Annotated in this window: 14 protein-coding genes and 2 pseudogenes; 5 read left to right on the forward strand and 11 right to left on the reverse strand. The window is 66.4% G+C overall.

Annotation, left to right across the window (positions count from 1 at the left end):
• Positions 1-319 precede the first annotated feature (319 nt).
• Together ACXIZN_RS15900 and ACXIZN_RS15905 are read right to left on the reverse strand one after the other, a co-directional pair.
• Positions 320-1,699, reverse strand: coding sequence for an MFS transporter (locus tag ACXIZN_RS15900; RefSeq protein WP_457955338.1), 1,380 nt, complete (start codon positions 1,697-1,699; stop codon positions 320-322).
• A complete protein-coding gene (locus ACXIZN_RS15905) occupies positions 1,696-3,084 on the reverse strand; it encodes a glycosyltransferase (RefSeq protein WP_457955339.1) in 1,389 nt (462 codons plus the stop codon). Before ACXIZN_RS15905 ends, ACXIZN_RS15900 begins: the two co-directional genes overlap by 4 nt.
• Before the next feature lie 28 nt (positions 3,085-3,112).
• Here ACXIZN_RS15905 and ACXIZN_RS15910 point away from each other — a divergent pair, with 28 nt between their 5' ends.
• Complete coding sequence (locus tag ACXIZN_RS15910) at positions 3,113-3,925, forward strand: glycosyltransferase (RefSeq protein WP_457955340.1); 813 nt, start codon at positions 3,113-3,115, stop codon at positions 3,923-3,925.
• A gap of 5 nt (positions 3,926-3,930) precedes the next feature.
• Here ACXIZN_RS15910 and ACXIZN_RS15915 read toward each other — a convergent pair whose 3' ends face one another.
• Positions 3,931-4,404 (reverse strand): MarR family winged helix-turn-helix transcriptional regulator, encoded by a 474-nt coding sequence (locus ACXIZN_RS15915; protein ID WP_125737160.1) that lies wholly within the window; start codon positions 4,402-4,404, stop codon positions 3,931-3,933.
• 91 nt (positions 4,405-4,495) lie between these two features.
• Here ACXIZN_RS15915 and ACXIZN_RS15920 point away from each other — a divergent pair, with 91 nt between their 5' ends.
• From ACXIZN_RS15920 to kgd, 3 genes and pseudogenes are all read left to right on the forward strand, one after another.
• A complete protein-coding gene (locus ACXIZN_RS15920) occupies positions 4,496-5,299 on the forward strand; it encodes an ABC transporter permease (protein WP_457955342.1) in 804 nt (267 codons plus the stop codon).
• 148 nt (positions 5,300-5,447) lie between these two features.
• Positions 5,448-5,564: pseudogene (locus ACXIZN_RS15925) on the forward strand (2-oxoglutarate dehydrogenase E1 subunit family protein); the annotation flags it as partial.
• 270 nt (positions 5,565-5,834) lie between these two features.
• A pseudogene (gene kgd, locus ACXIZN_RS15930) lies at positions 5,835-6,404 on the forward strand (multifunctional oxoglutarate decarboxylase/oxoglutarate dehydrogenase thiamine pyrophosphate-binding subunit/dihydrolipoyllysine-residue succinyltransferase subunit); the annotation flags it as partial.
• Between the two features lie 38 nt (positions 6,405-6,442).
• Here kgd and ACXIZN_RS15935 read toward each other — a convergent pair.
• Genes ACXIZN_RS15935 through ACXIZN_RS15970 form a run of 8 tightly spaced genes read right to left on the reverse strand, consistent with a single transcriptional unit; the run spans position 6,443 to position 14,171 of the window.
• Positions 6,443-7,216 carry an SDR family NAD(P)-dependent oxidoreductase gene (locus ACXIZN_RS15935; RefSeq protein WP_457955343.1) on the reverse strand — a complete coding sequence of 258 codons (774 nt, stop codon included), beginning with the start codon at positions 7,214-7,216 and terminating at the stop codon, positions 6,443-6,445.
• A gap of 30 nt (positions 7,217-7,246) precedes the next feature.
• On the reverse strand, positions 7,247-8,005 hold the full coding sequence (locus tag ACXIZN_RS15940) for an SDR family NAD(P)-dependent oxidoreductase (protein ID WP_457955344.1): 759 nt from the start codon (positions 8,003-8,005) through the stop codon (positions 7,247-7,249).
• 21 nt (positions 8,006-8,026) lie between these two features.
• On the reverse strand, positions 8,027-9,061 hold the full coding sequence (locus ACXIZN_RS15945; RefSeq protein WP_457955346.1) for an amidohydrolase family protein: 1,035 nt from the start codon (positions 9,059-9,061) through the stop codon (positions 8,027-8,029).
• On the reverse strand, positions 9,058-10,131 hold the full coding sequence (locus ACXIZN_RS15950) for an amidohydrolase family protein (RefSeq protein ID WP_457955347.1): 1,074 nt from the start codon (positions 10,129-10,131) through the stop codon (positions 9,058-9,060). Before ACXIZN_RS15950 ends, ACXIZN_RS15945 begins: the two co-directional genes overlap by 4 nt.
• Positions 10,128-10,574 carry a Rieske (2Fe-2S) protein gene (locus ACXIZN_RS15955; RefSeq protein ID WP_457955348.1) on the reverse strand — a complete coding sequence of 149 codons (447 nt, stop codon included), beginning with the start codon at positions 10,572-10,574 and terminating at the stop codon, positions 10,128-10,130. Before ACXIZN_RS15955 ends, ACXIZN_RS15950 begins: the two co-directional genes overlap by 4 nt.
• Positions 10,574-12,364: an acetyl/propionyl/methylcrotonyl-CoA carboxylase subunit alpha gene (locus tag ACXIZN_RS15960; protein WP_457955350.1), complete on the reverse strand. Its 1,791-nt coding sequence runs from the start codon at positions 12,362-12,364 to the stop codon at positions 10,574-10,576. The genes ACXIZN_RS15955 and ACXIZN_RS15960 overlap by 1 nt, the downstream gene beginning before the upstream one ends.
• A gap of 26 nt (positions 12,365-12,390) precedes the next feature.
• A complete protein-coding gene (locus ACXIZN_RS15965) occupies positions 12,391-12,588 on the reverse strand; it encodes an acyl-CoA carboxylase subunit epsilon (protein WP_457955351.1) in 198 nt (65 codons plus the stop codon).
• On the reverse strand, positions 12,585-14,171 hold the full coding sequence (locus ACXIZN_RS15970; protein WP_457960525.1) for an acyl-CoA carboxylase subunit beta: 1,587 nt from the start codon (positions 14,169-14,171) through the stop codon (positions 12,585-12,587). Before ACXIZN_RS15970 ends, ACXIZN_RS15965 begins: the two co-directional genes overlap by 4 nt.
• Positions 14,172-14,345: 174 nt before the next feature.
• Between ACXIZN_RS15970 and ACXIZN_RS15975 the strand changes: the two genes are divergently transcribed.
• Positions 14,346-14,858 carry a flavin reductase family protein gene (locus tag ACXIZN_RS15975; protein ID WP_125737575.1) on the forward strand — a complete coding sequence of 171 codons (513 nt, stop codon included), beginning with the start codon at positions 14,346-14,348 and terminating at the stop codon, positions 14,856-14,858.
• Position 14,859 lies beyond the last annotated feature (1 nt).

Below are 14,859 nucleotides of genomic sequence, written 5' to 3' on the forward strand. Positions count from 1 at the left end.
GTTGCGAGAACCTTCACTCAACACTACCGAGTGAAGGTTTCTTCATTTTCTGGGGCTCCACCACCGCTCTTCGGCGTTTCGACCGGAGTAGACGGCGGGCGCACGACGGATGCCAGAGTCAGACTCGTGGGGTCGCGCGGGATTCGTCCGCTGCTGGAGCGGTGCTCCCGGCAGAAGGCGTACTTTTGCGAACCCACCGAAGCTTTAGGCATGTCCAAACCCGCAACTTGAACTCTGGTTGCCGTGCTCCGCATCGCGGTCGACTCACCCGCCTTGCCGTTGTGGGACGCGGTGCACAGTGGTGAGCAAGTGGTGTTGCTCAGTCGGCTTGCACGAGCGGCTTGGACTTGGCCGGAATCACCAGGGCCAGGAGTCCTGCCACGATGACCATCAGCGCTGACACCAGGTAGCCGACCGAGAAGTCAGTCGTCTCGGCGCCGACGAAGATCGCGACCACGGGCGCGACGGCTGCAAGTCCTAGTGCCGCTCCCAGCTCTTGAGTCGTGCTGATCAAGCCCGCGGCTGCTCCTTGGTCGCCTTCTGGCACTGCGGTGGCGACCGAGTACGCCGGGGTGTACGACAATCCGTTGCCGGCTGCGACGAGGGCCAATCCGGGCAGGATCCCCGCCCAGTAGTTCCCGAAGGCTGTGGCAGTGCTCCCGAGAAGAACCATGCCCACCGCGGCGATTCCCGTACCCAGGACAAGCATGTTCCGCGCACCAAGACGCCAAACCAGCGCGCCCGCACGGGGAGAGACCAGAAGCACGATCGCCGTCACAGGTGCGAAGCCCAAGCCGGTTTGCAGCGGGCCGTATCCCATGGCTCCCTGCATGGTCAACGTGGTGAAGTAGATGGCGGCGGTAGTGGCACCGGCGGTGAGACCTTGGACGACATTGGCGACAAGGACCGGGCGACGCCCGATGAGCCCCCCAGGTAGTACCGGCGCTGGATGCCTTCGCTCGACCACAAACAGCACTGAGACGAGGATGAGCAGGACCACGATTCCCATGACGGTCGCGATGGTGCTGTCCTTGGTCACGCCGGCCAGCAGCAGACTCAAGGCGGCGAGTGACATGGTGAGCAGCATGGCGCCGCGCAAATCCAGCGTCGACGAGCGATTCATCTTTCCGCTGGGGAGGAACCGGAGCGCCACGACGAACACAAGCACCCCGAGAGGCACGTGCAAGAGGAAGATCGCGCGCCAGCCGGCCAGTTCAGTAAGCACACCGCCCAGGAGCTGGCCCGCGATCGCGCCGCCCGCGCTGGCGGCGATCCAGAAGCCGAGCGCTCGGTCGCGCTGCTCGCCTTCTCGGCTCGACGAGGTGAGCAGCGCCATCGCGTTCGGGGAAACCATCGCCGCGCCGATTCCCTGACCGGCACGAGCGGCGAAGAGCTGCCATGCCTCGTCAACCAGGCCACACAGGCCGGACGCCACCGTGAAGACGAGCAGACCGCACAGAAGTAGTCCGCGACGTCCGAACCGGTCTCCCGCCCGGCCCGCGACGATGAGCAGGCTGCCGAAGACGACCGTGTAGGAGACCGCGGTCAGCTGCAGCGTTCCCTGCGGCACGCCCAACTCGCCCTGGATCGACGGCAGCGCCACGTTGACCACGACGACATCCACCATCACGGCGAACTGGGCCGCGCACAACACAGCGAGAAGGGCCGGCCTTCGTAGATTGCCTTCGGCCGCCTTCACGAGCCCGCCCTGGCGACCGGGGCCGGAGCCGACTTGCGACTGTCGACCCAATCCTCGAGCAGGTCAGCCGCGGCCGCGACACCGCGATCGGCTTGGACGTAGCCACTGAGCTGCATCGCCCTTCGCTTGAGTCGGACGTCGGAAAGGGCCACGGTGATCGAGGCGTGCAAGTTCTCGGCGGCGATCCCCGGCAAAGGGACAGGAGCGGCGGCCACACCGACTTCGTACATTCGCCGTGCCCAGAAGGGCTGGTCCACCAGTGCCGGGACCGCGACCTGCGGCACGCCCGCGCGAAGAGCGTCGCCCATGGTTCCCGGGCCGCCGTGGTGAATCACCAGCGCCGAGCGGGGAAACAGCCAGCTGTAGTCCACCTCGTCGATCTGGAACACGTGAGGCGGCAGCCCATCCTCGTGTTCGCCGACGAAGACGAGCCGTCGGCCAGATGCGGTCACGGAATCGATCACCATGCGCAGGAGATCGAAGTTCCGGTGGATCGGCCACATGCTGCCCAAGGTGAGCACCACGGGCGGTGTGCCGGTCTCCACGAATCGCGCCAGGTCACGCGGTGGATGCCACGGGCGGTCCCAGAACCAGAACCCGGTCATGTGGCTGTTCTCTGGCCAATCGCGTACCGGAGGCATGATGCTCGGACTGAACGGGTGGAACAGCGGGTTCTCAACGCCCAGACCGCGCAAGGGCGAGACACGCCCCAACGGCGCGAGCCCGGCTGCCTGTCGGTGGTTGTTCACCGCGCGGCGTGCCCAACGCCATTCCAATTGGGACCGCACCGCGTAGGTGAGCCGGTTGTACGTACTGCCCAGGCGTAACCGCGGCGCGCCGAAAGCAGGGAAAGCTCCCGTCGTGGCATGGGGCCAACCGGACAGACCCGCCCAAGGGGTCTCGTCCCCTGTCATGAGGTGGACCGGCCGGGTCAGGATGGCGTTGACCACGACATCGGCATCCGCTGTCGCGGTCCGGATCGCCGTCACCAGGCCGAGGGGGTCTTCTCGAGGACGCTGGGGCAGGACGTGGAGGGCTCGGCTCAGCCGAACGGCCGATGTGGTGTGCCGGACCTTCTCCGTCAGGTCGGGAGCTCCGAGCGAATCCCACGGTTTTCCTGGCAGGAACTCACTGGGAGCGCCGCCCAGGGGAACATGGTCCAAGGATGCCTCGGCCACGATGTCGGCGTAGTCGGCGGGAGCCGCGACCCGGACCTCGTGGCCGCGGGAACGCAGTTCGTATCCCAGTGTCACGAACGGCTGGACGTCGCCGCGTGAACCCAGAGTGGTCAGAGCTACCCGCATGGCTCCACAACAGCTCATCACGAGGCAGTGGCGCTTGAGAATCACCAGAGCGCATGCGGCCGGGCCGCGGTCCAGCGGCACTCAAGGAGTGCTTGTCACCGTTCGGATCGTGATACCGAACGTCATCCACTTCGTTTTCGGCCTGTCCCCCGACTTCGGCGGAAAGCCGTTCTCCTTGGTACACCATCTCGCCGTCAGATCAGCGTACGAGGTCAACCGGCCGGACAAGATCTACCTGCATTGCAAACACCGGCCGTCCGGCGAGTGGTGGGATCGGAGTCTCCCCTATCTGGAACTGGTGGACCTGGAGCCGCCCACGGCCGTGGCCGGTGTCCCCATCGAGCACGTCGCGCACCGTGCGGACGTGGCGAGACTCGACATCCTGTGTGCGCGAGGAGGGATCTACCTGGATCTGGACGTCCTGTGCGTCCGCCCGTTCACTCCGCTGCTGGATCACCAGGTGGTCCTCGGCGCTCAGGAATCCATCGACCCGGCGACACCCGGCGGCCCGCTTCGACGCGACGGCCTGTGCGCCTCCGTCATCCTGGCCGAGCCCGGCGCCGAGTTCATGCGAACGTGGCGTGATGGCCTCGATCCGGCGAAATCGCTCTGGTCGGGTTTCCGTTCGACCGGCTATGACGAGCATTGGGACGAGTACTCGGTCCGATATCCGGAGATGCTGGCTAATCGTCATCCGGATCTGGTGCACGTGGAGGGACACCGCAGCTTCTTCTGGCCTTCGTGGAACGCCCCAGGGCTGAGCATGCTCTTCGACGAAGGTGACGAGGAATTCCCCGATGCGTACTGCCATCACTTATGGGAGATGAACGCCTGGGAACCGTACCTCAAAGATCTCACCGTCGCGGACCTCAAGCGCGGAAAGACGCCGTTCAGCAGACTCGCCGGACGGTTCCTCGACTGAACCCTTTACAAGGGTGGCGGGGCGCCCACTACCGCCTTGTCTTGCCCACCGTGCTCGGCGACCTGCAGCATGAGGCCCGCGGCGACCCGCAAGATCTCACGTTCCGCATGCGTCAGCTCCGCTTCCAAGGCGTCGGAGAGCCAGCGATTCCCCTCTTGAACGTGGTCATGGAGCGCGGCCCGTCCCCGTTCGGTGATCGAGATCCTCTGCGCACGACGGTCCTGCTCGTCCGGACGACGCGAGACGCAGCCGTCCTCTTCCAGGGAGTTCAGTACACGTGTCAGCGACTGTGGCTGCAGGCCTTCGATCCCCGCCAACGCCGAGACCGTCAGCGAGCCGCTGTGCCGAAGATTCGCCAGAACGGACGCGCCGACCCGCGTCAGGGTCCGGGTGTCGCCGGACTGCTGAGCCCGCAACCTGGACGCGAGCCGGGACACCGCCCAGCGCACCGACTCCGCCACCTCAACCGCCTCACTCACCAAAACACGCTAACACTTCGGACCACTGCACTCCGTGGTCTGTTCACCCCGTCGGGCTGCCGGGCGAAAAGACCACGCATAAGCTTATTATATGCCTTCCAGGACGATCGGCGCCGGGATCCACCGGCCACCCCCGTGGCGAGTGTTCCGCGGTCTGCTCGAACGCGATCTGCTCATCACCCGGAAGCAACTCCTGGGAGTGATGGCCCAGGTCCTGATGCAGCCCTTGCTCATGCTCTTGGTGTTCGGCAAGGTCCTCGGCGCGCTCGGATACACACCGCCCAGTTACACCCGGCTGCTATTACCCGGCCTGATCGCCTTGAACGCGTTCTTCGCCGCGACCCAGAACGCGTCGTTCCCGCTCGCCATGGAATTCACCACCCGGACGATCGAAAACCGGCTTCGCGCGCCGGTGACCATCCCCTGGATCGTCGCCGAACGTGTCGTCGCGGCGAGCGCGCGCGGGATCATCACGGCAGTTCTGATGGCACCGATCGGCGCTTTGCTGCTCGGCGGACTCGACTGGACGGCTTCGGGGCTACCTGTCGCCTTGCTGTTCACCGTGGTCGGCGCGCTGACCGGCGGCGCCGTCGGTGTCACGATCGGCTCGCTCGTGTCTCCCGCGCGTATCGGGATCACCTTCTCGCTGGTGATGCCCCCGCTGCTGTTCACCGGGTCCGCCCAGTTCCCGTTCCCGGAACTCACCGCGGTCCCCTGGTTCCGCGTGCTGTGCACGCTGAATCCGATGACCTACGTGAGCGAGGGGCTCCGTGGCGCCCTCACTCCGGAGATCCCGCATCTTCCCGGCTGGATCTGCGCCGGCGGCCTCGCGATCGCCCTGCTGATCTTCCTGCCCGCAAGCCTGTGGTCATTCAAGCGCCGAGCGATCGTCTGACCCGCCGCATGGGTTACGACGCGAGAGCTTCTTGCCCTCCGAGGCGAGATGACTTCGACAGGTACTAAGCTTATACTTACTACTTGCCGACGTGGGCGCAACGTGGAGTCCGCGGTGACCACCGACTGAACGAAAGTATCTGGTATGCATGCTCACTGAAGCCTTCCGTGACCGGTTCGGCGCCAACGAGTGGCTCGTCGAAGAGATGTACGAACGATTCCTGGCCGATCCCTCCTCCGTGGATAGCGCCTGGCACGAGTTCTTCGCGGACTTCACCCCGGCGAAGCACGAAGTCGTCGAAGAGCCGCCCGTGTCGCAACCGCTCCCGCCACGGCCGCTGTCCGATGTCGACGGAAAGCAGCTCCGCGGCGCGGCGGCGGCGATCGCGAAGAACATGGACGCGTCGCTGTCCGTGCCGACGGCGACGAGCGTGCGTGCCGTGCCGGCGAAGCTGATGGCCGACAACCGCATCGTCATCAACAACCACCTCAAGCGCACGCGCGGCGGCAAGATCTCCTTCACGCACCTCATCGGNGGCTCGATGACCGTCGCGGTCCCGTCCACCCCGGCGAACTACTTCCACCTGCTCCGCCGTCACGCCCTCGACGGAATCCAGCGCCCACTGATCGTCTTCACGCCGAAGCGACTGCTGAGGGATAAGAAGGTCAAGTCCACACTGGACGAGTTCACCGGCACCTCGAAGTTCATGTCGGTCATCGACGACCCCGACATCGACCCCGCGAACGTCCGCAAGGTAGTACTCAGTTCCGGAAAGATGTACTGGGAGCTGGTGGCCGAGCGCGCCAAACGCGAGCAGAACGACGTCGCACTGGTCCGCATCGAGCAGTACTACCCCTTGCCCGACAGGAAGCTTCGGGCTGCCTTGGAACGGTACTCACGGTCCGCCGAAGTCGTTTGGGTGCAGGAGGAGCCCGAGAACCAGGGTGCTTGGCCGTTCTTCGGCCTCCATCTCCCGCGGCGTTTCCCCGATCTGCTCAAGAGGATGGACGTGGTGGCCCGCCGGCCTATGGCGGCACCCTCGGCCGGTTCCAACGCGGTCCACGACATCGAGCAGAAAGCGCTCATAACCCAGGCACTCGGCTGAGGGACAGGGGCGCTTCCGCGAGGAAGCGCCCCTGCTCCTCAGGAACCTCCGTCGACGTGGACGTTTTCCCCGCAGATGTTCCCGTTCGCCGCGGACACGAGGAACGTGATCGTCTTCGCGAGTTCGTCCGGCGTGCTGAACCGGCCGGTGCAGATCCGGGCCTGGAGCCGTTCGAGACGTTCGGGGGTCAGCCAAGCGGTGAGTTCCTCGTTCATCACCCCTCCTGGGGTGACGACGTTCGTGAGGACACCACGCCTGCCGAATTCGACGCCGAGGCTGCGGGCCGCACCGGTCAGCGCGGCCTTCGCGGAAGCGGCGGCGACCTCGAACGGGAAGTCACCCGCCCAGCCACGCTCCGCGCCCAGGGAGGACACGAACACGATCCTTCCCCAACTTCGCTCCACCATGGACGGAATCACTCGTTGCACGGTGAGCAGGACGGCTTCCAGATCGGTGGTGAGCCGACGCTGGATCTCCTCGCGCGGAACGGCTTCGAACGCGGTCTTCGACATCGGCGCGGGCGCGGACATCGCGTTGGCCACGAAGATGTCGATGGCTCCCCACTGAGCCAGGACGGCCGCGATACTGCGGTCGATCGTTTCGGGCTGCCCCAGGTCGTACTCGACGGCGATCGCCTCGCCTCCTTCGGCCCGGATCTGCTCGGCCAGAGCGGCGCCCTTCTCTTCGTTGGTCCGGTAGGTCAAAGCCACCTTCGCACCGTTGCGCGCGAGTTCACGGCAGGTGGAGGCACCGATGCCGACACCCGAACCGCCGGTCACGAAGGCGACCTTGCCGCTGATACCCAGTTCCATCGGGACTCCTTGCTTCGGGGTTTCTTCGGGTTACCAGGTGACTCCGCCGCTCAGATCGACCTCTTGGCCGGTCACGACCCGGTTCTGGGTCGAGGCGAGCATCACCACCATCCGGGCGACATCGGCGGCGTCGACGAGATCACCGAGCGGTGACAGCGCGGCGAATTCCTCGCGGTACTCCGGATACCAGGGTTCGCGCACGTTGCGCGCCGTGCGGGTGAGACCGAGCACGACGACATTGGACAGGATTTCGCCCATCGCTCCGGCGCTGAACGCGAGGGACCTGCTGAAACCGTGCAGCGCCGCCTTCGCGGTCGTGTAGAACTCGAATCCGCGTTTTCCTTGGGCGACCAGGCTGCTGGAGACGTGGACGAATCGCCCCCACTTCGCCTCGCCCATGTGTTCCAGGACCGCACCACTGAGCTCGACAGCGCTTTCAATGTTGTCCCGCAAGGTTTCCCGCCAAGGGAATCGTTCTAGCTTGCCGATGCCGGCGTCCGGTGGCGACATCGGCGACAGCGCGTTGTTGATCAGCACTTGAACCGGGCCACCCCAGTTCAGCACGTCTCCGACGAGGCGGACGCCCGCTCCCGGCTCGTTCATCGCGTAGCGGAAGGACCGCACCGCACCGTCGGTCTCCTCTTCGACCGTTCGAGCCGAACGGTCGTCCGCGTGGTAGGTGAAGGCCACCTGCGCGCCTTCGGCGGCGAAAGCACGCACCAGCTCGCGTCCGATCCCGCCACTTCCTCCGGTGATCAAGACCGTCCGGTCTCGCAGGCCAAGGTCCACTGGTCGGCTTCCTTTCCGCGGTCAGCGCCGGGCGAGGCGCGGATAGTGTTCGAGCGCGTTCTCCCGGAGGACGCGCCCCCGGTCTCCGTCCGCGAGCAGGTCCAGCATGCGCCGGGAGCGACTGCCCGGGACGTGGGGGAAGTCGCTGCTGTACATCACGTGGTTCGAGACGGCGGCAAGATCGGCGACCTCGCGGATCTCCTCGTCTCCGGGTGGAAGATGACCCGGTTCGAGGGTGAACCGGATCCGCTCCGTCACCACGTCCGACGGCGGCCGATCGAGCCACGGGACCTCGCGCCATAAGCTCTTCCAGTCCTTGTCCAGCCGCCACAGCAAGGGATGCAGCCAGGAGAATCCGCACTCGGCCATGGTCACCCGTAGCGTCGGTGTCCGGGCGAACACACCACCGGCGAGCAGGCTCACCAGCTGGTTCTGAGTAGCCAGATGCTGATCGCCCAGTAATTGTTCGACGTACCCGGCTGTGTATCCGGTCCCCGCGGCACTCAAGCCGGTCCGGCCGCCGGCGTGGAAGCACACGACCAGGCCGGCTTCGGCCGCGACATCGAACAGGCGGTGATAGCGCCGGTCTCCCCACCGGTTCTCGATCCGGACCGGAAGGATCACCTGTACGAAACGGTCGTCCTCCGCGACCCGGGTCAGCTCCGCGACCGCGGCGTCGACGTCCAGAAGCGGAAGGACGATCCCGCCGAGGAGCCGGTGGTCCCGGTCGAGGAACCGGTCGCGCTGCCAGTCGTTGACCGCGCGAGCGCACGCGGTCTCGAAATCCGGGTTGCGTGAGAGGTCGAACAACACTGTGCAGGACAGCAGGGCGGCCGCGACCGCGCCCCCGGTCCAGTGCGTGGAAAGCTCGCCAAGAGTGGCCGGCACTCTTGGCGGCGATTCTCCGTCGTCGGGTGCGGGCCGCTCGGCTCGATGTTCCGGCCGGAGCCGGACCGAGCCCTCATCGACGTACTGGCGCCAGTAGTCCGAAAGGCGCTCCCGGATCTCCGAGATGTCACGAGGTGCGACGTGGACGTCGGTGTCGATGGGGTTCACGCCGGCACCGCCTTCTCGCGAGAGCGGTACAGCCCCGCGGCGTTCCGATGGAAGATCTTCTCCCGCAGAGCCTTGGGGAGGCCTCGGAGAGAGTGTTCGGGTGAGTCGAAGTCCCAGTGCGGATAGTCGGAAGCGAACAGGATCCGATCGGCCATCCCGGTGTGCCGGACTGCCGTCACCAGGTCCGCCGTGCGCGTCGGCTCTTCGATCGGTTGGGTGGTGAGCCAGAAGTGCTCGCGGAAGTATTCGGAGGGCGCTCTGGACAGGATCGGAAGATCGCGGTGCCAGGTCCGGTGTAGCTCGTCCATGGACCACATCAGTGGCCCCGCCCAGCTGACGCCGCCCTCGACGAGGACGACCTTCAGATCCGGGAAGCGATCGAACACCCCGCCGAGGATCAGGCTGATGACGACCGCCTGCATCGCCCCGCTGAACTCGACGTGTTCTTCGAGGTAGTAATTCGGCGGACCCGTCAGCGGATAGGTCGCCACGCCGCCACTGTGGACACTCACCGGCAGGCCCGCCGCGCAGGCCGCTTCGTAGATCGGCCAGTAGCGTGATGATCCGAGCTGCAGCTCCGTGCTCGCGGGCGCCAGAACCTGCTGGAAGGCGGGATCGCCCGACCTCGCCTCGATCTCACCCACCGCCAACGACGGTGTTTCGAACGGCACGCAGACCGAACCGACGAACCGGGAATCCCTGGCGAGGAACTTCTCCTCCTGCCAGTCGTTGAGGATCTCGCTCAATGCCGCGGCGAGCTCGGGATACTCGGCGCCGAAGGCGTGGGCGTGCAGCGGAATGAGCACGGCCGAGGTGATCCCGTACCGATCCAGGAGCTGCTCGATCATCAGGTCGACGTCGTTCCCCGGAAAGGAGCCTTCCGGCCAGGAGTCGGCGCGGTAGCCGCTGTTGCGCATCCGCGGGTAAATCGCTCCGGGAACGGGTGGTCGCATCCCGTATCGTTCGAGCCTGATCCGCCAGGTCTCCGGCAGCCTCGCCGCCACCTCGTGCGGCAGGATGAACGGATGCACGTCGGCGTCCACGATTCCCTCAGGCGATGCCTTTTTCACCAGGTTCCCTCCTGCTCGCGGTCGTTCGCATCGGCCCGCCGTGAGGTATCGACGACGACGTCGCCGTCCTCGACGGTCACGACGTAGGAGTCAGCCGTGTACGGGCCAGGGCGGCGACCGGTTTCGGTGTGCACGCGGTAGGTACGGGCCGGCGCGTGCCCCGCGCCGAAGTACGACTGCCCGGTCCGGATGTCGTATTCCCAACCGTGCCACGGACAGGCGATGTACAGCGTCGACTCGTCGACGCTCGCCGGCTTCTCATCGGCCCGCAGTCCCGCGAGGATGTGCCCTTCGCACAACGGAGCCCCCTGGTGCGGGCAGTAGTTCCGGATGGCGAAGAATCGTCCGTCTACTCTGAACACTCCGATCGACTTGCCGTCGATCTCGACGATCTTGCCGTCCCGCTCGCGGAACTCCGAGACCTTGCCGACAACGTGCAGCATCAGCCATCCCCCGTTCCGGCCGGACCGTCGACGATCTCGCACAGCGTGGTGCCCGCCTGCACTGTCTGGCCGACTTGGGCGTTCAAACCCCTGACGGTGCCGTCACGGTGCGCGTGCAGTGGTTGTTCCATCTTCATCGCCTCGAGGACGAGGATGAGATCTCCCTCCGCGACCATTTCCCCTTCCGCCACGGCGACCTTCACCACGGTTGCTTGCATGGGGGAAGCCACCGCCGTGCCGCCTCCGGCGGTTACCGCCCGGCTCGCCGGCACGGCGCGGCGCGGCGATCGTCGTGTGCCGGCAGGCCCGCCGACGGCGATCGCGACCGCGGGCAGCGACACTTCGATCCGTTGCCCCGCGACCTCGACCACGACTGTTTCCCGCATCTCGGCCGGTGCGGGTTCCTCCTGCCGGGCCGGGTCGGGCGGGATCCGGTTGTCGAACTCTGTCTCGATCCACCTGGTGTGCACCGTGAACGGGCCTTCGGTCTCTCGGACCTCAGGCGCGAAGGCGATGTCTCGGACAACACTGCGGTGGAACGGCAATGTGGTCGGAAGGCCTTCCACTACGAATTCGTCGAGCGCTCGTGCGGCGCGGCGGAGGGCCTGTTCCCGATCGGCTCCGGTGACGATCAGTTTGGCCAGCAGGGAATCCCAGGCAGGCCCGACCACCGTGCCCGCCTCCACTCCCGCGTCGACACGGATTCCAGGCCCGTCGGCGGGCGCCCAGCGCTCGACCGTTCCAGGCGCGGGCAGGAATCCGCGGCCCGCGTCTTCGCAGGTGATCCGAAACTCGAAACTGTGCCCTCGCGCGGGCGGGTCGTCGAAGGAAAGCCGCCTCCCCTCGGCGATCCGGAACGTTTCGAGCACCAGATCGATACCTGTCACCTCTTCGCTGATGGGGTGTTCGACCTGCAGTCGCGTGTTGACCTCGAGGAAGGACACTGTTCCGTCCGCGCCGATGAGGAATTCACAGGTACCCGCCCCGACGTAGCCGGCCTCACGCAGGATGCGTTTCGACGCGGTGTACAGGAGTTCTGTCTGTTCGATGGTGAGATACGGCGCGGGGGCCTCCTCGACCAGTTTCTGGTGCCGCCGTTGGAGCGAACAGTCCCTGGTGGACACGACGACGACGTTGCCGTGAGTGTCGGCGAGGCATTGGGTCTCCACGTGACGGGGCCGGTCCAGGTACCGCTCCACGAAGCATTCACCACGCCCGAAGGCACCCACTGCCTCACGGACCGCGGACTCGTACAGCTCCGGGATCTCCTCGATCGTCCACGCGACCTTCAGTCCCCGCCCTCCACCTCCGTACGCTGCCTTGATCGCGATCGGAAGCCCGTGTGCCGCGGCGAAGGCGACGACCTCGTCCGGGCCTCCGGCCGGTTCGTCGGTCCCGGCCGCCATGGGCGCACCGGCGAGCCGGGCGATCCGCCGGGCGGACACCTTGTCACCGAGGGCGCGGATGGCCGAGGGAGGCGGGCCGATCCAGATCAGGCCCGCGTCCAGGACAGCCTGCGCGAAGTCGGCGTTCTCGGAAAGAAAGCCGTATCCCGGGTGGACGGCGTCCGCACCGGCCGTCACCGCGGCGTCGATCACCTTCCGGATGCTCAGGTAACTCTCCGCCGGAGTGTCACCCCCCAACGCGTAGGCGGTGTCCGCGGCGCGGACATGTGGCGAGTCCCGGTCCGGCTCGGCGTAGAGGGCGACGCTCTCCAACCCCGCGTCACGGCACGCACGGGCGACACGGACGGCGATCTCGCCGCGGTTGGCGATGAGGACCTTGCGCATGCCCTCTCCTTTTCGTCGATACGCCTTCATCCGATCGTCCGCCACCCAGGCAGGGGCCACGAGGACCAAGAAGCAGGGCCGCCTCCGTCGAAGGGGCCGACCCGGCGCTCGTTCGTCACGGCGACCGTCTGCCGCCGGGTGGCCAGGACCGCGACGACCGCTGCCAGCTCGTCCGGCTGGGGCCTGCCACGGACGATCTCGAAGGTCGTGGCTTCGCGGCTCATTGCGGCTGGTTCCCGTGTTTGCGGCTGGGTAGGTGTACCTGTTTCCGCCGCAGCATGGCCAGTGCGTCGATGAGGCGCGGTCTCGTTTCGGCCGGATCGATGACGTCGTCGACCAATCCGCGTTCGGCGGCGTAGAAGGGGTGCATCAACTGGTCGCGGTACTCCTCGATCAATTCCTTCCTCACCGTGTCCGGATCGTCGGCCGCCGCGATCTGCCGCCGGAATACCACGTTCACCGCGCCTTCCGCGCCCATGACGGCGATCTCGTTGCCCGGCCACGCCAGCGAAAGGTCCGCGCCGATCGAACGCGAATCCATCACGATGTAGGCACCGCCGTAGGCCTTCCTCAGGATCACCTGGATCCGCGGCACTGTCGCGTTGCAGTAGGCGTAGAGCAGCTTCGCGCCGTGGCGGATGATGCCACCGTGTTCCTGGCCTACGCCAGGCAGGAACCCCGGCACGTCCACCAGACTGATCAGCGGGATGTTGAAGGCGTCGCACATCGCCACGAACCGGGCGGCTTTCTCGGACGCCTCGATGTCGAGCACACCGGCCAGCGTGCTCGGCTGATTGGCCACGATGCCGGCCACCTCACCGCCGAGCCGGGTCAGCGCGCAGACGACGTTGACCGCCCAGCGTTCGTGTACCTCGAAGAACTCTCCGTGGTCGACGATCTCGGCGATTACGTCGCGGACGTCGTAGGCCCGGTTGCCGTCGGACGGCACGATATCGAGCAGGCGGTCCGAACGCCGGTCATGCGGATCTTCGGCGGGTGCCGACGGTGGTAGTTCTCGGTTGTTCGAAGGCAAAAGGGATAACAGGTAGCGGACTTCCTCGAGCGCGCTGTGCTCGTCGTCGTACACGAAACCGGCGACTCCGGTGATCCCGGCGTGGGTGTCCGCACCGCCGAGGGCGTCGTGGGTGATGACCTCGCCGGTCACCGCCTGCACGACATCGGGCCCGGTGATGAACATCTGCGAAGTACCGCGGACCATGAAGACGAAGTCGGTCAGCGCCGGCGAGTACGAGGCGCCACCGGCGCAGGGCCCGAGAATAACGCTGATCTGTGGCAGCACGCCCGAGTTGCGCACGTTCCGGCGGAAGATCCCGCCGTAACCCGCCAGCGCGGTGACCCCCTCCTGGATCCGGGCACCACTCCCGTCGCAGAGACCGACGATCGGCGCACCCGCTGATTCGGCGAGATCCATCAGCTTGTGGATCTTGTCCGCGTGCGCCGCTCCAAGCGCGCCCCCGAAGATCCGGAAGTCGTGCGCGTAGGCGAAGACGGTACGCCCGTGCACCTTGCCCCAGCCGGTGAGGACTCCGTCGGTGTGCGGCCGTCGGTCCTCCAGCCCGAAGCCGGTCGCCTGATGCCGGCGCAACGACTCGATCTCCGTGAAGGTTCCTTCGTCGAACAGCAGCTCCATCCGATTGCGGGCCAACAGCTTGCCCTTGCCCAGCTGGGCTTCGGTCGCCGCCGGCGCACCCTCCCTGACCTGACGGCGCAAGCGATGCAACTGTGCGCTGCGGTCCTTCAGGGAGGGGGCCGCGGCGGTTCCCACCGGCGGCCTGTTGTCCACCATGCTCATTTCGCGTCTCCCAGCTTCCGGAGTCGACCGACCTGACCGAGCCTGGCCCGCGTCGCCAAAGCGTCGCTTGAGCCGCTCAATACCTTCCGGTTTGGCTTGTCTCCGGTATTTCTCAACCGGCCGGCCACAGGCTGAAGGTCCAGGCGTGCCAACGGCGGATGAGGAAACATGACGATCTGCTCGGAATCGTTCCGCGATTTCTTCGGTGCCTTCCCGACCGCGGTGTCCATCGTGACCACTTTGGACGCCCGGGGCGAACCTCGCGGCCTGACCTGCAACTCGGTCGCGGCCGTGTCGCTCGATCCTCCACTGCTCTCGATCTGCGTGGCGAACCGGTCGAAGACGCTGGAGGCCTTCACCTCCACGGGCTCCTTCGTGGTCAACGTCCTCGCCGAAGGCGGCGAGGAACTGTCCACGGCATTCGCCGGGAACTCGCGAGACAAGTTCGCCGGCGTGGAGTGGGTACCGTCGGCGATCACGGGCGGTGTTCCGGTGCTGGCCACGGGAACACTCGCATACGCCGAATGTTCGGTGGTGCAGAGCGTCCGGGCTGGAGACCATCGGATCCTGATCGGGCGGATCGACGGCTCGGCCGTCTTTCCCTCTCGGCCCCTCCTGTATCAGCGCAGCACCTACTCGGTGTGGCGCCCTGCCCCGCCGGTTTCAGCGGGGCAGGACTGAC

Source organism: Amycolatopsis sp. TRM77291, assembly GCF_054166285.1.